The 18,403-nt window shown below is 61.7% G+C and carries 14 protein-coding genes; 7 read left to right on the forward strand and 7 right to left on the reverse strand.

Translation table 11 applies throughout. The features are described 5' to 3' along the window. The first annotated feature begins 19 nt into the window (after positions 1–19). Positions 20–2,443: a TonB-dependent receptor gene (locus tag M0808_RS22765; RefSeq protein WP_247842498.1), complete on the forward strand. Its 2,424-nt coding sequence runs from the start codon at positions 20–22 to the stop codon at positions 2,441–2,443. Between the two features lie 52 nt (positions 2,444–2,495). Here M0808_RS22765 and M0808_RS22770 read toward each other — a convergent pair whose 3' ends face one another. Together M0808_RS22770 and M0808_RS22775 are read right to left on the reverse strand one after the other, a co-directional pair. After that, positions 2,496–4,004: a trypsin-like peptidase domain-containing protein gene (locus tag M0808_RS22770; RefSeq protein ID WP_247842499.1), complete on the reverse strand. Its 1,509-nt coding sequence runs from the start codon at positions 4,002–4,004 to the stop codon at positions 2,496–2,498. Positions 4,005–4,097: 93 nt separating this feature from the next. Then, positions 4,098–5,249, reverse strand: a complete 1,152-nt coding sequence (locus tag M0808_RS22775; RefSeq protein ID WP_247842500.1) for an MFS transporter — start codon at positions 5,247–5,249, stop codon at positions 4,098–4,100. Positions 5,250–5,621: 372 nt separating this feature from the next. On the opposite strand from M0808_RS22775, the gene M0808_RS22780 reads away from it, so the two are divergent. Further along, positions 5,622–6,602, forward strand: coding sequence for a diaminopimelate epimerase (locus tag M0808_RS22780; RefSeq protein WP_247842501.1), 981 nt, complete (start codon positions 5,622–5,624; stop codon positions 6,600–6,602). A 128-nt stretch (positions 6,603–6,730) separates the two neighbouring features. Here M0808_RS22780 and codA read toward each other — a convergent pair whose 3' ends face one another. From codA to M0808_RS22800, 4 genes are all read right to left on the reverse strand, one after another. After that, positions 6,731–7,978, reverse strand: a complete 1,248-nt coding sequence (gene codA, locus M0808_RS22785; RefSeq protein ID WP_247842502.1) for a cytosine deaminase — start codon at positions 7,976–7,978, stop codon at positions 6,731–6,733. 14 nt (positions 7,979–7,992) lie between these two features. Beyond that, positions 7,993–9,264: a cytosine permease gene (gene codB, locus M0808_RS22790; RefSeq protein ID WP_247842503.1), complete on the reverse strand. Its 1,272-nt coding sequence runs from the start codon at positions 9,262–9,264 to the stop codon at positions 7,993–7,995. 447 nt (positions 9,265–9,711) lie between these two features. Further along, complete coding sequence (queD, locus tag M0808_RS22795; RefSeq protein WP_007915588.1) at positions 9,712–10,068, reverse strand: 6-carboxytetrahydropterin synthase QueD; 357 nt, start codon at positions 10,066–10,068, stop codon at positions 9,712–9,714. Between the two features lie 95 nt (positions 10,069–10,163). Then, positions 10,164–11,243: a patatin-like phospholipase family protein gene (locus M0808_RS22800; RefSeq protein WP_247842504.1), complete on the reverse strand. Its 1,080-nt coding sequence runs from the start codon at positions 11,241–11,243 to the stop codon at positions 10,164–10,166. Between the two features lie 261 nt (positions 11,244–11,504). On the opposite strand from M0808_RS22800, the gene M0808_RS22805 reads away from it, so the two are divergent. From M0808_RS22805 to M0808_RS22820, 4 genes are read left to right on the forward strand one after another with little or no spacing between them, the layout of a single operon-like run. Beyond that, complete coding sequence (locus M0808_RS22805; RefSeq protein WP_027614000.1) at positions 11,505–11,813, forward strand: PepSY domain-containing protein; 309 nt, start codon at positions 11,505–11,507, stop codon at positions 11,811–11,813. Beyond that, positions 11,813–12,124 carry a PepSY domain-containing protein gene (locus M0808_RS22810; protein WP_027613999.1) on the forward strand — a complete coding sequence of 104 codons (312 nt, stop codon included), beginning with the start codon at positions 11,813–11,815 and terminating at the stop codon, positions 12,122–12,124. The genes M0808_RS22805 and M0808_RS22810 overlap by 1 nt, the downstream gene beginning before the upstream one ends. Before the next feature lie 3 nt (positions 12,125–12,127). After that, complete coding sequence (locus M0808_RS22815) at positions 12,128–12,796, forward strand: response regulator transcription factor (RefSeq protein WP_003223514.1); 669 nt, start codon at positions 12,128–12,130, stop codon at positions 12,794–12,796. Beyond that, positions 12,793–14,106, forward strand: coding sequence for a sensor histidine kinase (locus tag M0808_RS22820; RefSeq protein WP_247842505.1), 1,314 nt, complete (start codon positions 12,793–12,795; stop codon positions 14,104–14,106). Before M0808_RS22815 ends, M0808_RS22820 begins: the two co-directional genes overlap by 4 nt. A gap of 201 nt (positions 14,107–14,307) precedes the next feature. Here the strand turns inward: M0808_RS22820 and M0808_RS22825 are convergent, their stop codons facing one another. Next, a complete protein-coding gene (locus M0808_RS22825) occupies positions 14,308–16,455 on the reverse strand; it encodes a methyl-accepting chemotaxis protein (RefSeq protein ID WP_096797135.1) in 2,148 nt (715 codons plus the stop codon). Between the two features lie 454 nt (positions 16,456–16,909). Here M0808_RS22825 and M0808_RS22830 point away from each other — a divergent pair, with 454 nt between their 5' ends. Further along, positions 16,910–18,226, forward strand: coding sequence for a Na+/H+ antiporter NhaC family protein (locus tag M0808_RS22830; protein ID WP_247842506.1), 1,317 nt, complete (start codon positions 16,910–16,912; stop codon positions 18,224–18,226). Positions 18,227–18,403: the final 177 nt, after the last annotated feature.

Consider the following 18,403-nt stretch of genomic DNA (forward strand, 5'->3'; position numbering starts at 1 on the left):
CCACAGGACTACGTTCGACGTGAAAAACACCTCAACCAACAACAAAAAATCCCCTTGGTTACCGCTGGCCCTGACGCTGGCGGTCAATGCTGCGATGCCGCTGGCCTATGCCGCCGAGGCCATTCACATCCGCGCCCAGCCGTTGGGCCAGGCCCTGAGCGAGCTGGGTCAGCAAACCTCGCTGCAGGTGTTTTTCAGCCCGGATCTGGTCGCCGGCAAACAGGCTCCGGCGGTCGATGGCGACATTTCTCCCGAGCAGGCGTTGCGCCAATTGTTGCAGGGCAGCGGCCTGGACTATCAGATCAACGAAGGCTCGGTGACCCTGGCCCCGGCCGCAACTGCCGCCAGCAATGGCCCACTGGAACTGGGCGTGACCGACATCAAAGTGGTCGGCGACTGGCTCGGCGACGCCGATGCCGCCGTGGTACAGAACCACCCGGGCGCACGCACGGTGATCCGCCGCGAAGCCATGGTCGAGCAGGGCGCGATGAACGTCAGTGATGTGCTCAAACGTGTGCCGGGCGTACAGGTGCAGGACTCCAACGGCACCGGCGGCAGCGACATCGCGCTGAACGTCGGCGTGCGGGGCCTGACTTCGCGCTTGTCGCCACGCTCCACGGTGCTGATCGACGGTGTGCCGGCCGCATTCGCACCGTACGGCCAGCCACAACTGTCGATGGCGCCGATCTCCTCGGGCAACCTCGACAGCATCGACGTGGTACGCGGCGCTGGTTCCGTGCGTTACGGCCCGCAAAACGTCGGCGGGGTGATCAACTTCGTCACCCGCGCCATTCCGGAAAAAGCCACCGGGGAAATCGGCACCACGCTGGAGACCACCCGGTACGGCGGCTGGAAGCACATCGACACGGCGTTCCTCGGCGGCACGGCCGACAACGGCATGGGCGTGGCGCTGTTGTACTCCGGGGTCAACGGCAACGGTTACCGCGAGCGCAACAACGATAACGACATCGACGACGTGCTGCTCAAGACCCATTGGGCGCCGACCGATCAGGACGATTTCAGCCTCAACTTTCATTACTACGACGCCAGCGCCGACATGCCCGGCGGCCTGACGCAGAAGCAGTACGACGACAAACCGTATGATTCGGTGCGCGATTACGACAACTTCAGCGGTCGGCGCAAAGACGTGTCGTTCAAGTGGATCCGGCAGATCGACGAGCGTACTCAGGCTGAAATCCTCACCTACTACACCGACAGCTTTCGCGGCAGCACCATCGCCGCCCGCGATCAGAAAACCCTCAGCTCGTACCCGCGCTCCTATTACACCCTCGGTGTCGAACCGCGTGTGTCGCGGGTGTTTGACGTCGGCCCGACCACGCAGGAAGTCAGCGTCGGTTATCGCTACCTGAAAGAGGCGATGCACGAACAGTCGAGCCGTCTGGCGCTGGTCAATAATCAGCCGGTGGTCACGCCGACGTCCGACGGCCATGTGTTCCAGGATCGCACCGGCGGCACCGAGGCCAACTCGGTGTATGTCGACAACAAGATCGACGTCGGCAACTGGACCATCACTCCGGGCATTCGCTTCGAACACATCAGCACTGACTGGCATGACCGCGCCGTGCTCGACACCGCAGGCAAACGCGTGCCGGAGAAAAACCGCAGCATCGAAAGCAACGAACCGCTGCCAGCGCTGAGCGTGATGTATCACCTGTCGGACGCGTGGAAACTGTTCGCCAACTACGAAACCTCGTTCGGCAGCCTGCAGTATTTCCAGCTCGGCCAGGGCGGCTCGGGTGACCAGACCGCCAACGGCCTGGAGCCGGAAAAGGCCAAGACCTACGAGATCGGCACGCGCTACAACGATGACGTGTGGGGCGGGGAAGTGACGCTGTTCTACATCGACTTCGATGACGAACTGCAATACATCAGCAACGATGTCGGCTGGACCAACCTCGGCGCGACCAAGCACCAGGGCATCGAAGCGTCGGTGCACTACGACATGGCAGCGCTCGATCCGCGTCTCGACGGTCTGACCGCCAACGCCGGTTTCACCTACACCCGTGCGACTTACGAAGGTGAGATTCCGGGCTTCAAGGGCCGTGATCTGCCGTTCTATTCGCGGCAGGTGGCGACCGTGGGCTTGCGCTACGACGTCAATCGCTGGACCTACAACATCGACGGTTTCGCCCAATCAAAACAGCGCTCGCCGGGCACCGGGGTCAACGCCGATGGCAGCTTCAACGGCAACTACATCACCGAAGGCACGGCCGACGGGCAGTACGGCGACATCCCGGGTTATGTGACCTGGAACGTGCGCGGCGGGTATGACTTCGGACCGCAGGTGTCGAACCTGAAGCTCGGCGCCGGGGTGAAAAACGTCTTCGACAAGCAGTATTTCACCCGTTCCAGCGACAACAATTCGGGGATGTATGTGGGCGCACCGCGCACGTTCTTTGTGCAGGCCAGCGTCGGATTCTAGCGCTGGGGGGCGCTGAACCGGTTTCACACGGCTCAGCTACATCAGGCCTGAGCTATTGAGGAATCAGAATGTCGATGGTCGGTCCGGGATTCCCCGCCAGGTCTGCGCCTTTGAGGCAGACGTTTTGCCGGCCATTGGCGACGGAAACATGGAACACACCTGTGGAGGGTGATACATGTTGAAATCCCTGCCCATTATTGCAATTGATGCTTCCGGGCTGGCCATACTTGTATTGAAATCGGGAGGGATCCAGATCCGGCACAACCGGAAATACTCTGATGTCGTATTCGTCGCCACCCACAAATTCGACATGATAGGCAGGCTCCAGCGGTGCGGGCGCTTCCATCAACCAGCGCCAATAGACGCTAGGGGTTCTTCCGGCCCACTGCCCGGGTGCGTCCGTAGGTCGCTGTTGGCCAATCAGGCAGAGAAAGTACAGGCCTGAGCCGTCTTTGAGTTCATGACTCAATTGATTATCAGCGTCCGGTTCAGCCGTTTGCACTGGGCTGTAGCCATCAAGGTTCTGACATTCGTCCAGACTGCGCGTAAAGCGATAGCGGTAGTAAGGCGCGGTTGTGGTGAAAGTTTGCAGCCATCGCCAAGGCACGACTTGTCCATGTTCGTCGCGCTCGACCTTAATGTAACCGCTGTTTTTCGGCGAACCAGGAAACGACCAGTTCTCTCCAAGCGGGCAACCGCCCAGACGTGGATTGAAATGCCCCTTGGCGAAACAGGCGCCCAGTCCATCGGTTGTGGAGGCGTAGTTGGTATCGCTGCGTTTATCGACCTGTCCCCTCGAGACTTCGCAGGGCGCGCCTTTGTTGCAGCGATCGCGCTCACTCCCGCGAGTGGTGGTGCTCAGCACACCCACAACTTCATTGGTGTAACGCGCAAGCAATGGCGAGCCTGAAAGCCCACTGACAACATCGAGGCAACGGTTGCTTGGTTGTCCGACCCAACGCCATGGGCCTTCAATGATCGCTGCCGAGTGTTCCTGCTTGCAGGCCATGCGCTGAATGAAACCGCTCATGGGCGCGCCGGTGATCAGAATATTGTCTTCGGCGACCAGCGGGGTCTGCGCCAATTTCAACGGCTGGATACCGTCTCTGATCAACTGTTCGAGAGGCTGTTGAAGTTCAACGATAGAGAGGTCTTGACCGCGTAGCGTGCTCCAGACAATGCGACTGACGCTGTAGGAATGGCTTTGCGGTTGCGTGTCAAAAAAATAATTGAACGTCACCCGACCCTTTGCCGGTTGATTGACGATGATCTCGTTATTAGCTATCTCCGGGTGTGTGCAGTGTCCGGAGGTCAGTACGTAGGCGGGTTGCGACACTGTACCGGGTTCTCGTGTGTCAATGAGCGTGCCGGAGCAGGTCATGCCGCCTTCAACTTCAACACGGCCAATGGCTTGCCAATGCGCATAGTTCCCGCTGGCATTGGCCAGCCGCTCAGCAGGCGCAAAATTGGCAGTGCCTTCGCCCCAGTCGTATCGATTAACGGAAGCGCATCCCTGGAGAATAGTGATTAGCGCAATAACTGATCCTGTTCCAATGTTCATGCCGGATTTCCTTTCCTCCTGAGCTGGAAATCAACCCTATGATTGGGGGCAGGGCTTGTCTACTGTCAAACCTGACAGGTACCGCGCCAATGTTCAGACTTTCAAGGTCTTGCCGCCGATGGCCACCGCCACCAACAACACCGCCATCAAGCCAAACGCAAAACTCAAACTGCTGGCATGCGCGACAAAACCGATCACCGCCGGCCCCGCCAGAATCCCTGCGTAACCCAGCGTGGTGATTGCCGGCACCGCAATGCTTTCCGGCATCACCGTCTGCTTGCCCACCGCCGTATACAGCACCGGCACGATGTTCGAACAGCCGGCGCCGACCAGCGCATACCCCAGCAGCGCGGCTTCCCAGCTCGGGGCGAAGGTCGCCAGAAACAGGCCTGCCGCTGCCAGCAGTCCGCCAAACAGAATGATCCGCGTAGCCCCGACACTGCGCACGATCCGGTCACCCAGCAGGCGTCCCACCGTCATGGTCAGGGCAAATGCGGCGTAACCCAAGCCCGCATACGCCGTGTCGATCCCGCGTTCCTGTGCGAGGAACACCGCGCTCCAGTCGAGCGCCGCGCCTTCGGTGAGGAACACGATGAAACACATCCCGCCGATGAACAGCACGATGCCGTGGGGAATGGCGAATGCCGGGCCCGAGCTTTCACTGCCGTACGGCAGCATGTGCGGCACCGCTTTGAACAGCGCGCCGATCAACACCGCCACCACCACCAGCATCGCCGCCAGTGGCGTCAGGCCGAGGCCGAGCAGGGCGCTGACACCGGCCGCGCCGACAATCCCGCCGAGGCTGAACAGGCCATGAAAGCCGGACATCATGTGCTTGCCGCTGGCGCGTTCGACGATCACCGCTTGCAGGTTGACGGTCGAATCCACCGTGCCCAAACCGGCGCCGAACATGAACAGCGTGGCGATCAGCGCCGGTATCGACGACACCGTCGCCAGCAACGGCAGCGCCGCGCAAATCAGCAGGGTGCCGCCGGTGGCGACTTTGCGACAGCCGAAGCGCGTGGCGAGAATCCCCGCCAGTGGCATCGCCAGAATCGAGCCGACCCCCAGGCACAGCAGCAGAAGGCCCAACGTGCCTTCATCGAGTCCGGCGCGGGCCTTGGCGTACGGCACCAGCGGCGCCCACGCGGCAATGCCGAGGCCGGCGATGAAAAAAGCGATGCGCGTCGACACCTGTTGCAGGCGTCCGGGGACGAAGGTGTCTTGGGGGTTGAGGCTGGTCATATCGATCCTTGGCAAAAAACGTCGCGTCCCCGAATGACAGTGATAGCGCGTCGAGGTTCGATCGCAAGTCTCGGGGAAGTGCAGTCGACATCCTAACCTGTAGGGATGAGTCTGCTCGCGATAGTGCTGTGTCAGCTAAAGAATATAGTGACTGACACACTGCCTTCGCGAGCAAGCCCGCTCCCACATTAAATGGCGGGCGCTCACAAATTTGCTGTCATGCGCAGATCACTGTGGGAGCGGGCTTGCTCGCGAAGGCGGTGGCTCAGGCAATGACCAGGGCGCCTGATACTGCGCTATCGCGAGCAGGCTCACTCCTACAGGGGATCGCGGTTTACAGTGATGGCTTCGACAAGGTGAGTGAGGCCGGTGATGACGCAGTTCTACGATGCGCGGGGCAATATTTACGGGGTGGTTTCGCCGCAGAGGCTTCGCGAGGCGGGGATCGATCTGCCGAGTGGAGCCGCGCAGTGTGCTGCGTCGAGACAGGCGTGGAGTCGGGCAGCCATAGCGCTGTGCTGCGATTGGCATGAGGGGCAGCGTCCGGCGGGGAGCAAATCCCATCGCAGCGATGGCCTGCTGATCGGCCCGTTCCAGGCAGCGCCGCCGTTCGACGTGCTGATCGTCAACACCGACGGCACCTTGGCCGAGCGCAGTGGCAACGGCCTGACGATCTTTTCCCAGTCGTTGCTGGAGCAGGGGCTGATGCCGGCGGAAGGGGCGTCACTGCGAGTGCATCACGACAAGGGCGACGCCGTGGAAACTTCGGTGAAAACGGCCACAGTTGAAGGCATGAACGGCTTCTGGCTGAACCTCGGTCAACCGGGCTTCGGGCCTTCAGCGGTGACCGCCCGGAATGTTGAAAAACGCGAATTCAATGGTCATGAAGTGAGCCACGTAACACCCTTGGCACAGCTCGATCCCGCGTGGCAGCACAGCCAGTTCGTGCGCATCGGCAATCCGCATTGCGTGACCTTGCTCACCGACGTTGCCGTGTTGCCGAGCAACCCGCAAATGCGCGAATCGCCCTGGGCTGAGGGCCTGACCCGAATCGCCTACGCGATGCCGACCGGCGCCGGCCAGCCATGCCCGGCGGGCATCAATCTGCAATGGGCCGCGCTTGCGTCAGCGCAGCGCATCGTCGCCCGAGTATTCGAGCGTGGCGAAGGGCCGACAGCGTCCTCCGGCACCAGCGCCAGTGCGGTGGCGTGTGCCGCATGGGCGGTGGGTTGGGTGGCGAGCGGCGAAGTGCACGTCGTCATGCCGGGCGGGACGGCGCCGGTGTTGCTCGAAGAAGAGCAGGGCGAATTGGTGCGGGTCAGGCTGTTTGGTACGGCTCGATTGATCGACTGAAGCGGCAATCGCCTCCGCTGGCAAGCCAGCTCCCACAGAGTTATATGTTGAACACAAATCACGCGTTCACTGCTGGATACTGTGGGAGCTGGCTTGCCAGCGATGAGGCCATCAGCCTGACAAAAGTTTCAGATTTGTCCGCCGCTGAACGCCACCACCGGCATCTGCCGCTGCATCAGCACCTTGCCGCCACGAATCGAATACAGCGGCAGGCCCTGGCTGCGGATCACTTCGTAGTCGCTGTCCGCCGACAGAATCAGCAGGTTCGCCGGGCGTCCTTGTTCCAGGCCATAACGCTCGCCCAGGTGCATGGCCTTGGCGCTGTTATCGGTAACCAGATCCAGCGCGTTCTGCAGGTTGCGGTAACCGAGCATGTGGCAGATGTGCAACCCGGCTTCCAGCACCCGCAGGATGTTGCCGTTGCCTAGCGGATACCAAGGATCGACGATCGAATCCTGGCCAAAACACACGTTCATCCCGGCCTCAAGCAATTCATTCACGCGAGTCACGCCACGGCGTTTCGGGAAGTTGTCGAAGCGCCCCTGCAGGTGAATGCTTTCGGTCGGGCAGGAGACGAAACTGATCCCGGAATGCCCGAGCAGGCGGAACAGTTTGGCGCAGTAGGCGTTGTCGTAAGAACCCATTGCCGTGGTGTGGCTGGCGGTGACCCGCGCGCCCATGTCGCGGCTGCGCGCCTCTTCGGCGAGCACTTCGAGAAAGCGTGAGTGCGGGTCGTCGGTCTCGTCGCAATGCACGTCAACCAGACACCCGGTGCGCTCGGCCAGATCCATCAGAAACTTCACCGAACTGACGCCCTGATCACGGGTGTACTCGAAATGCGGAATGCCGCCGACCACATCGGCGCCCATGCGAATCGCTTCTTCCATCAGCTCGCGACCGTTGCGGTACGACTCGATGCCTTCCTGTGGGAACGCGACGATTTGCAGATCGATCAGGTGCCGGGATTCTTCGCGGACTTCGAGCATCGCCTTGAGCGCGGTGAGTTGCGGATCGGTGACGTCGACGTGGGTGCGCACGTGCTGGATGCCGTGTGCGGCCAGGGCCTGGATGGTCTTTTTCGCGCGGGTCTTGGTGTCTTCTTCGGTGATGGTGACTTTGCGCTCACCCCAGCACTCGATGCCCTCGAACAGCGTGCCGCTCATGTTCCAGCGCGGCTCGCCAGCGGTCAGCGTGGCGTCGAGGTGGATGTGCGGCTCGACGAAGGGCGGCACCACCAGATTGCCGCCGGCGTCGAGGTCGCCGGGGTTGAGGGTCGGGGCTTCGGTCTGGCGGCCGATGCTGCGGATCAGGCCGTCTTCCAGGTGCAATTCGTGCAAACCGTCCTGGTTGCGCAGTCGGGCGTTGATGATGTGCATCAGGCGAATCCTTCTTATAGGTCTGGTAGTGGCGCACTGGCGCGACGGGCGCCGAGCAGGCCGGTGACGATGACATACGTTAGCGCGGCGGCGGCAATCCCTACCAGCGGCGCGACCCAGGGCGAGTGGAACGCAGTGAGCGTGCCGACCGCGTAAGCCCCCAGCCCCGGCCAGTTGAACGCCGGCAGCCGTGCGTCGGCCAGACGCGGATAGCGCCCGCGCCAGCGGAAGAAAAAGTCGGCCATGATCACCCCGCCAATCGGCGGAATCACCGTGCCCAGCAGAATCAGGTACGGCACCAGCATGTCGTACATGCCCAGCAGGGCGAGCAGGGTGCCGATTACCGCGCCGGCCAGGGTCACGGTTTTGCGTCGGCCGGTGCGCAGCAGGTTGCAGCCGGCGACGGCGAAGTTGTAGATGGTGTTGTCCTGGGTGCTCCAGATATTCAGTAGCAGCATGGCCATTGCGGCCATGGCGAAACCTTGCAGCAGCAACACTTCAACCACGTCGGGCTGCTGATAGACGATCGCGCCGTAGGCACCGATCAGCACCATCAAGCCATTGCCGATGAAAAATCCGATCAGGCTCGCCAGCACGGCAACCCGTGCCGAGCGCGAGAAGCGTGTCCAGTTGGTCGCCTGGGTCGCGCCGCTGACGAAGGTGCCGAACACCAGCGTGATCGCGGTCGACCAGTCCAGCGAACTCGTCGGCACCACGCTGAGCAAACCTTCGAGGCCACCGACTTTTACCGTCGCGACCCACATCGACAGCATCAGCAGCAACATCATCGCCGGTACCGCGATGTACGACAGGATCTCCAGGCCGCGATAACCGATATACGCCGTGGCGCAGAACACCAGGCCGAACAGCACCATCAGGCCGAGCACTGTGCCTTGCCCCAGATCGAAGTATTTGCCGAGCACCACGGCGGCGGTCGCAGTGCCCCAGGCGTACCAGCCGATCTGGGTGAAACCGAGGATCAGGTCACTGAGCTTGCTGCCGACTTCACCAAAACAGAAACGCCCCATCAGCACCGAATTAAGCCCGCTCTTGAAGGCGATATAACCGAGGCCTGCCGCATACAGCCCGAGCAGCAGGTTGCCGACGACGATCACCGCCAGCATCTCGCCAAAACTGAAGGCCACACCGAGCTTGCCGCCGGCAAACATGGTGGCGGTGAAAAACGTGAATCCCAGTAACACCATGGCGGTCGAGGCCAGGCCTTTTCGCGCGTGCATCGGGACTTCGCTTAGGGGGTAGTCGTTGCCGGGGGCGTTCTGCGTCATGGGGCGTTCCTTGCTGGATTGGGGAGACGCGAAGCAAGTTGCAGTGGTCGTGCCAAATACCGTTATGCGGATTATGTATAGCCGAGTCAGGGATTTCGGCGCGAAAGCAGTGCACCAGAACACACACAGGCCCAATGTGGGAGCGGGCTTGCTCGCGAATGCGCCCGGTCAGCCAATGCAGATGGCGACTGATACACGGCTTTCGCGAGCAAGCCCGCTCCCACTGTTTTGAACTGTGTGGGGGTCAGAGGTCGGGGATGTCGCGGGAAGCCAAAAAGCACAGGCATAAAAAAACAGCCTCGGGGGCTGTTCTCTATTTTCCTGACAAAACACCAATCCTTTGTAGGAGTGAGCCTGCTCGCGATGGCATCGGCACATCTGAAATCAATGTGTCTGACAAACCGCTATCGCGAGCAGGCTCACTCCTACAGGGGGGATTGTGTTGAATCACTCACCGCGATAAATGCAACCGCTGGTGCAGGTCTCGTGAATGCGGATCGCGCTGAGTTCCGGCAGCAGGGGCTTCATTTCATTCCAGATGAATTTGGCCAGGACTTCGCTGGTCGGGTTTTCCAGACCGGGAATGTCGTTCAGGTAGTTGTGGTCCAGACGCTCGTACAACGGCTTGAAAATCGCCTTGATCTCGGAGAAGTCGCGGATCCAGCCGGTGTGCGGATCGAGGTCGCCGCTCAGGTGCAGCGCCACTTTGAACGAGTGACCGTGCAGGCGTCCGCACTTGTGGCCGTCCGGGACGTGCGGCAGGCGGTGGGCGGATTCGAAAGTAAATTCCTTGAAGATTTCCACAGTATTTTCGGCTCTGTTCAGGTGGCGTTCGCCGCAGCGATTCGGGCAGGCGGCGAGTTTACCAGCTTGTGTTTGGCGATGCGGGAAAACACTGACTAAAGGGTCAGCAAGCGCTCGGCGAGGCGACCGTTGGCCACCAGTTCGAGAAACTCGTCGCCCAGTCGGCGGCTCTCGTCCATCGCCGCGTGCCAATACTTTTGGCGGCTCGGCGCATCACCCATGAAGCGCTTGAAGTCGTTACGATCCGGCAGTTTGCCGTAGGGCAGGCGCGCCAGATATTCCTTCGATGGTGCGAGCAACAGCACGTCCTGCAAGCGCTCCACCGAGGCACGGCGCCACGGCAGGGTCTTGTCGAACCAGCCCGGAATCACCCGGTCGGTGAAGTGTGGATAGAGCACGATGCCGTCGCCGCTGTAGGGCAGGTCGAGGTGATAGTCGAGCAGGCCGCCGTCGCGGAACGTGCCGGCACCGGCGCCCGGCAGGTCGCGCACGCCTTCCATGACCATCGGGATCGATCCCGAGGCCAGCAGCGCCTGGCGCAGATTGCCGGCGTCGAGGGCGACGAAGCGCGACGGAAAGTCATTCAGCGCATTCACCGGCGGGGCGAGGCGCGGGTCGTGAATGATCAGGCGTTCGAAGTGCCGCGACAGCCGCGCCCGCCCGCGCAGGTTATCGGCAATCACCGAGCCCAGCGCCAGACCGAGGCGGCCACGATGATCGTCGGCCAGGCGTCCGTGGCTTTTCACCACCATGATGTTCAGGCGGTAGTCGGCATTGTTGAGGATGCTGGCGTCGCGGCCGTCGAGCAGGTCATTGAGCATGCGCTGCGAGCTCTGGCTGATCTCGGCCATGGTCACGCCTTTGTTGAAATTCTGCTCGGCGTACAACTGACCGAGGCGGCGGATGCCTTCAGCGGCGTCCGGCAGGCAGGCGCTGGCGAAGCGCCAGGAACCGACCGATGCACCGATCAGCGAGCGTTCGCGCGGCGCGCTCGGCAGCCACTCACCGAACAACGCCAGGTCCAGCCCCTGAATCCCCAATGCCTTCGGCCCGCCGGCCGCACCGGGCAGGGTGCCGACGTCAGCGGCGTTCAGGCCTTGGGCACGAATGCGCGCCATGGCCCGAGGGCCGGCCTTGAGGGTAAGGGCAGGGAACTTGATGTGGATGGCAGTCATACCGGTCTCGATCGTTAGCAAGCTTTGGATTATAGGCGCACTACTTGACCCTGTGGGAGCGGGCTTGCTCGCGAAAGCGGTGTGTCAGTCGCCATCATTATTGCTGACCAGCCGCCTTCGCGAGCAAGCCCGCTCCCACAGGGTTTTGCATGAATCTGCAAATGAGGTTGGTGTCAGGCGCAATGATGGCAATTCAGTTTCAGTTAAGTTCGCACCGCTATGGTGCCGACCGTAGCTGCACATAAAAATACGGAGACACCCATGAAAACCCTGACTGCCCTGTCCATTGCCTCGATCATCGGCCTGACCGCCAGCCTCGCCCACGCCCGCGATCTTGGCCCCGATGAAGCCCTGCGCCTGCGCGACGCTGGTACTATCGTCTCCTTCGAGAAGCTCAACGCCACGGCGCTGGCCAGACACCCGGGCTCGACCATCACCGAAACCGAGCTGGAAGAGGAGTACGGCAAGTACGTCTACCAGGTCGAAATGCGTGATCCGCAAGGGCTGGAGTGGGATCTGGAATTAGACGCGGTCACTGGGCAGGTTCTCAAGGATCATCAGGATACGTAATGAAGGTTAATGTTCGCGCCACCAGCCGCACGGCGTTGGCGCTTGTGATTGTTTGCTCGGCGGCGATGGCCCGCGACCTCGATCAGGACGAAGCGCTGAAGCTGCGTCAGCAGGGCGTGATCCTGCCGCTGGAGCAGGTGCTGCAACAGGCGCTGGATCGCTATCCGGGGGCCAAACTGCTGGAGGTCGAGCTGGAGGAAAAGCACGACGTCTATGTTTATGAAGTCGAGCTGCTGACGGTCGAGGGCGTGGCGCGCGAGCTGCACCTGAAAGCCGATACCGGCCAATTACTCAAAGACAAGGAAGATTGACCGATGCGTTTGCTTCTGGTGGAAGACCACGTGCCGCTCGCCGACGAACTGATCGCCGGCCTGCAGCGCCAAGGCTACGCGGTGGACTGGCTGGCGGACGGACGCGATGCGGTCTATCAGGGTAGCAGCGAGCCCTATGACCTGATCATTCTCGACCTCGGTCTGCCCGGCGTTCCCGGGCTGGAGGTGCTGGCGCAATGGCGTGCCGGTGGCCTGTCGACCCCGGTGCTGATCCTCACCGCCCGCGATTCCTGGGCCGAGCGCATCGAAGGCCTGAAGGCCGGCGCCGACGATTACCTGACCAAACCGTTCCATCCCGAAGAGCTGCATTTGCGGGTGCAGTCCTTGCTGCGTCGCTCCAAGGGCCAGGCCAATCAGCCGACGCTCAAGGCGGCCGGCCTGCATCTGGATGAAGGTCGCCAGTGCGTGATCCGCGACGGCAGCGAGATTCAGCTGACTGCCGCCGAATTCCGTCTGCTGCGTTATTTCATGCTGCACCCGGAACAGATCCTGTCGAAAACCCACCTCGCCGAGCACCTCTACGACGGCGAAACCGAGCGTGATTCCAACGTCCTCGAAGTTCACGTCAACCACCTGCGGCGCAAGCTGGGTAAAGCGGTGATCGAAACCCGTCGCGGCCAGGGTTACCTGTTCGGCGGGCAAGCTTCGTGAGGTCGATCCAGCGCCGCTTGAGCCTGGGCTTGATCAGCGTGATGGTGATCGTCGGCCTGGTGTTGGCGCAAACCAGTCTGTGGTTGTTCGAAGTCGGTTTGCAGCGCTATCTCGAAGCCGGACTGCGCAACGACAGCGAAAGCCTGCTGGTCGCGCTGGTGCGTGGCCCGCAAGGTTTGCAACTGGATGAGCGGCATCTGTCGCCGGCCTATCAGCGACCGTTTTCCGGGCATTACTTCCGCATCGATTTTGCCGACAGCCACTGGCGCTCGCGTTCGCTGTGGGATCAGGATCTGCCGCTGCTGGAGCACCCGGGTTTGCACAGCAACCTGCAACTGGGCCCGGACGGTCAGCAGTTGCTGGTATTGCGCTCGGACTATCGACGTCTGGGGCAGTCGATCTCGATCAGCGTCGCCCAGGATTACACCCCGGTGCGCGAGAGTTTCCAGCGCATGCGCCAGATCGGCCTCGGGCTGGGCCTGGCCGGTTTGCTGCTGATTCTGCTGCTGCAACGGCTGACGGTGCGCCGCGCGTTGAAACCGCTGGAACGGGCGCGCGAGCAGATCGCCCAGTTGCAGCAGGGCCAGCGCTCGCAACTGGACGATCAGGTGCCGGTGGAGCTGGAGCCGCTAGTGGCGCAGATCAACCATTTGCTCGCGCACACCGAGGACAGCCTCAAGCGTTCACGCAATGCGCTGGGCAATCTGGGGCATGCGCTGAAAACGCCGTTGGCGGTGCTTTTGAGTCTGGCGTCGAGCGAAAAACTCGATGCCCACCCGGAGCTGCGCCGAATCCTCAAGGAGCAACTGGAGCAGGTGCAGCAGCGGCTCAATCGTGAACTCAATCGCGCACGGTTATCCGGTGATGCGCTGCCGGGTGCGCTGTTTGATTGCGATGCGGAACTGCCGGGATTGCTGGCAACGCTGAACATGATCCACGGCGAGCATCTGGCGTTGAGTTACGTCGCGCCGCCGGGGCTGCAACTGCCGTGGGACCGCGAGGACTTGCTGGAACTGCTCGGCAACTTGCTGGACAACGCCTGCAAATGGGCGGACGCCGAGGTGCGTCTGAGTGTGATCGAACGTACTGACGGTTACGCCCTGAGCGTTGAAGATGACGGCCCGGGAATTCCTGAAGAGCAACGCACTCAGGTGTTCAGCCGTGGCACGCGGCTCGATGAGCAGACTGACGGGCATGGCCTGGGGCTGGGAATTGTGCGTGATATCGTCGAGACGTGGGGCGGGTTGCTGGTGTTGGGCGAGAGTGAGTGGGGCGGGTTGAAGGTGGTGATCGAGTTGCCTCGGCGGTGAGTCCTGGAAGCCCCTCACCCTAACCCTCTCCCGGGGGAGAGGGGACTGACCGAGATGTTTTTTCGAGCTACACCGACCTGAGATATCGCGCCGAACTTCAGCCTTGAAGTCTACGGATATCGGCTCCCTTTCCCCCTCGCCCCTTGGGGGAGAGGGCTGGGGTGAGGGGGAAAGCCCACTGACACCCCAACCATCTTCGAATCAGACCCGGAACTGATCCATCAGACTCTGCTGTTGATTCGCCAGGCTGTTCAGCGACTGGCTCACCCGCGCCGACTCATTGGCCTGTCCGGACAGCGATTCGGTCACGTCACGAATGGTCGCGACGTTGTTGTTGATCTCCTCGGCCACCGCGCTCTGTTCTTCCGCCGCGCTGGCGATCTGAAGATTCATGTCGCTGATCACCGTCACTGCATCGCCGATCTGGCGCAGTGCGGTCACCGCTTGCCCGACCTGTTCGACACTGCCCTGAGCCTGACGATGGCTGTTGCCCATCGACCCGACCACATCCTGGGTACCGGTCTGCAATTGCTCGATGACCTGACGGGTTTCTTCCACCGACTCCTGCGTGCGGCGGGCAAGGTTGCGCACTTCGTCGGCGACCACGGCAAAACCGCGCCCGGCTTCACCGGCGCGAGCGGCCTCGATCGCCGCGTTGAGCGCCAGCAGGTTGGTCTGTTCGGCGATGGCGCGGATGGTTTCCAGCACGGTGCCGATCTTCTCGCTGTTGGCAGCCAAGCCTTCGACCTGAACCATCGCCGCGCTCATGTCGGCGGCGAGCGTGTCGATGCTCGCGGTGGTGCGGTCGATCACGGTCAGGCCCTGACGGGTGGCGCGGTCGGCGTCCTTCGCCGCTTCGGCGGCTTGCGCGGCGCTGCGTGCAACGTCCTGCGCGGTGGCGCTCATTTCGTGGGAGGCAGTGGCGACCTGATCGACCTGACGGTATTGCTGCTCCATGCCGGCGCTGGTCTGGGTGGCGATGGCCGAGGACTGGTCGGCGGTGTTGCGCGCATCCTGCACCGAGCGTTTCACCTCGGCGATGATCGGCTGCAGCTTGTCGAGGAACTTGTTGAACCAGCCGGCCAGTTGACCGAGTTCATCTTTCTTGTCATACGCCAGACGGCGGGTCAGATCACCTTCACCACTGGCAATGTCTTCAAGCATGTGGGCCACGCCAAGAATCGGCTTGGTCACACTGCGCGCCATCAGCCACACCAGCAGCAGGCCGACCAATGCCGCCAGCACGCCGAGGCTCAGCTCGATCAGGGTGCCGGAGTTGTTGCTCGCATCCAGTTGCTGCTTGAGCGCTTCGGCGCGGCTGACCAGCACCTTTTCCGGCACGTCGAGCAACACGCCCCACGACGGGCCGCCGGGGATCGGCTGGAACGGCGACAGCACTTTCAACTGGCCGTTGCTGTGCAGGCTGCTGACGCTGCTGCTGGCGGCGAGTTGACGCAGCAGTTCGGCGCCGCTGACGGTATCCACGGCATCCAGGCGCTTGCTCAGTTTGCTGGCGTCCGGGCTGTAGCCGGCGAGCAGACCGGTGGGGCTGATGATGCTCACGGCAGTCTGGCCGTCGTAGAGCTTTTTGCTCGCGCCCTGGCTGATCGCTTGCAGGCTGTTGAGGTTGATGTCCACCGACAGCGAGGCGATGACTTTACCGTTGACCATCAGCGGGAAGACGATGCTGGTCATCAGCACGTTCTGGCCGTCGATCACATAGAAGTACGGCTCGATCACGCACGGCTTGAGCGTGGTGCGCGGGCAGGTGAACCAGGCGTTGGCGGCCTGACCGCTGGGGCCGGTGCTGGTGTCGGCCATGTCGCTTTCCGGCAGGGCCATCGAGGTGACTTTGCCGGGAGTTGGCTGTGACCAGTACAGGGCGAAGCGGCCCTTGTCGTTGCTGCCCAGCTCGGCCTGACCGGCGAACAGTTCATCCTTGCCATCCAGCGCGTTGGCTTCGAACACCAGCGACAGACCGAGCAGATCCGGGTTGGCTTGCAGCGCGGACTTGACCTGACGGGTCATGTCTTCGCGCAGGTCGAAGGCATCGAGGAAGCGCTTCTCCGCCTGCTCGCGCAAAAACAGCACCTGCCGCGAGAAACCGTGACCGTATTGATAGGCGTCCATGAACTGCTGACGAATCCCGGCAGCCTGCACCTCACCCTGCGATTCGATGCGCGCCTGGGCCGACTCGGTCAGCATCTCCATGCTCGAAGCTTTCACCAGCTCGGAGCTGTGCTCCATGCGATACAGCGAAAGACCCACCAGCAGGGTCACGATGCCCGCCAGGCACAGGCCGGCGAGCAGGGTGATTTTCCATTGAATGGAAAGTTGTCTGAGCGACATGGAGACGTCCTTATTCGATAAATATCTGAGACTTTGCACTGTAACGGCCGCGTTTCGGCTTTCTTTATTGTTCAAGCGCAATATGACCAATTGCCGCATGCTGGCGATCAGATACCTGTGGTGAGGGGATTTATCCCCGATGGGGGGGCGAAGCCGCCCTCACAATCGTTCAGAGAAATTGCATAGTCAGGTTTGGCGACTGCTGCGCAGCCGATCGGGGATAAATCCCCTCGCCACACGGTTCTCCATTGCCCGTTACATTGATCTCCTTACCGCAGGGTTCTGCATTGCCAGTTACATTTCAGTTCAGCCGCTCGCTTTGACACCGCCGCCACTCTGCGGCACAGTGCGCGCCCTTCTAATAAGACCCTCTTTGCAAATCCGCCGGTTAACCGTTGGCGGACTCATCCTGTCTGGCGGTGATATTTCATCGCAGTGTTTTTGAGGTAGTGAAATGAATGCAGTGATTGCTGCGGTCGGCGTCATGCTGATCCTCAGCCTGTCCCGTGTGCACGTGGTGATCGCCCTGATCGTCGGTGCGCTGGTCGGTGGCCTGACCGGTGGTCTGGGCATCGACGCCACGCTCAAGGCGTTCAACAGCGGCCTGGGTGGCGGGGCGACGGTGGCGTTGTCCTACGCGTTGCTCGGCGCTTTCGCCGTTGCGATTGCCAAGTCCGGCCTGGCCCATGCGCTGGCCGACAAGGCCCTGGCGATGGTCGATCGTCAGCATTCCACCGGCGGCGGCAGCGTCAAGTGGCTGCTGATCGGCCTGCTGTGGGTGGTGGCGATTGCCTCGCAGAACATCCTGCCGATCCACATTGCGTTCATCCCGCTGCTGGTGCCGCCGCTGCTCTATGTACTGACCAAGTTGCAGCTGGATCGCCGGTTGATTGCCTGCGTCATGACCTTCGGCCTGATCACCCCGTACATGTTCCTGCCGGTAGGCTTCGGCAACATCTTCCTCAACGAAATCCTGCTGGCCAACGTCGCGCGCAGTGGCGTCGACATCAGTGGCATCAACGTCACCCACGCCATGGGCATTCCGGCGCTGGGCATGGTGTTCGGCCTGGCGATGGCGTTCATCAGTTACCGCAAGAAACGCGTGTACGACCTGGCGAAGATCGAACAGGTCGAGCAAGTGGCGGTGCAGTACAACCCGCTGAGCCTGATGATCGCCGGTGTGGCGATTGCGGCGGCGTTCATTGTGCAACTGCTGCTGGACTCGATGATTATCGGGGCGCTGGTCGGTTTTCTGATCTTTTCGGTGTCCGGCATCGTCAAGTGGCGCGACACCGATGACCTGTTCACCGAAGGCATGAAAATGATGGCGATGATCGGCTTCATCATGATCGCCGCGTCCGGGTTCGCCGAAGTGATGAAGGCTACCGGAGAAGTGCAGACCCTGGTCGAATCGTCGGCGTCGTGGATCAATCACAGCAAGGGCATCGGCGCGCTGTTGATGTTGCTAGTCGGGCTGTTGGTGACCATGGGCATCGGTTCGTCGTTCTCCACCGTGCCGATTCTGGCGGCGATTTTCGTGCCGCTATGCGTGCAACTGGGCTTCAGCCCGCTAGCGATCGTGTGCATCGTTGGTACCGCCGGGGCCTTGGGTGACGCCGGCTCGCCGGCCTCGGACTCGACGCTGGGCCCGACCTCCGGTCTGAATGTCGATGGCCAGCATCACCACATCTGGGACACCGTGGTCCCGACCTTCCTGCACTACAACCTGCCGCTGCTGGCGTTCGGTTGGGTGGCCGCGATGGTCCTCTAAACCCGCCAATCCTCTGTGGGAGCGGGCTTGCTCGCGAAAGCGGTGTATCAGAAACATAAATGTTGACTGACACGACGCCTTCGCGAGCAAGCCCGCTCCCACAGGGGAATGCGGTGAATCCCCCGCTCAACTTTTGCTTTCGCGTGCCGTTAACGCCTTTAACCACGCCAATAAAAC

This window comes from Pseudomonas sp. MWU12-3103b (assembly GCF_023100615.1).
Classification (GTDB): domain Bacteria; phylum Pseudomonadota; class Gammaproteobacteria; order Pseudomonadales; family Pseudomonadaceae; genus Aquipseudomonas; species Aquipseudomonas putida_A.

What these genes read in the sequence shown, in the direction of transcription:
- M0808_RS22810 (WP_027613999.1), top strand. Translation starts at nt 11,813, where the DNA reads ATGAAGGTTAATGTTCGCGCCACCAGCCGCACGGCGTTGGCGCTTGTG.
- M0808_RS22815 (WP_003223514.1), top strand. Translation starts at nt 12,128, where the DNA reads ATGCGTTTGCTTCTGGTGGAAGACCACGTGCCGCTCGCCGACGAACTG.
- M0808_RS22775 (WP_247842500.1), bottom strand. Translation starts at nt 5,249, where the DNA reads ATGACCAGCCTCAACCCCCAAGACACCTTCGTCCCCGGACGCCTGCAA.
- M0808_RS22780 (WP_247842501.1), top strand. Translation starts at nt 5,622, where the DNA reads ATGACGCAGTTCTACGATGCGCGGGGCAATATTTACGGGGTGGTTTCG.
- M0808_RS22800 (WP_247842504.1), bottom strand. Translation starts at nt 11,243, where the DNA reads ATGACTGCCATCCACATCAAGTTCCCTGCCCTTACCCTCAAGGCCGGC.
- M0808_RS22825 (WP_096797135.1), bottom strand. Translation starts at nt 16,455, where the DNA reads ATGTCGCTCAGACAACTTTCCATTCAATGGAAAATCACCCTGCTCGCC.
- M0808_RS22805 (WP_027614000.1), top strand. Translation starts at nt 11,505, where the DNA reads ATGAAAACCCTGACTGCCCTGTCCATTGCCTCGATCATCGGCCTGACC.
- codB (WP_247842503.1), bottom strand. Translation starts at nt 9,264, where the DNA reads ATGACGCAGAACGCCCCCGGCAACGACTACCCCCTAAGCGAAGTCCCG.
- M0808_RS22830 (WP_247842506.1), top strand. Translation starts at nt 16,910, where the DNA reads ATGAATGCAGTGATTGCTGCGGTCGGCGTCATGCTGATCCTCAGCCTG.
- M0808_RS22770 (WP_247842499.1), bottom strand. Translation starts at nt 4,004, where the DNA reads ATGAACATTGGAACAGGATCAGTTATTGCGCTAATCACTATTCTCCAG.
- codA (WP_247842502.1), bottom strand. Translation starts at nt 7,978, where the DNA reads ATGCACATCATCAACGCCCGACTGCGCAACCAGGACGGTTTGCACGAA.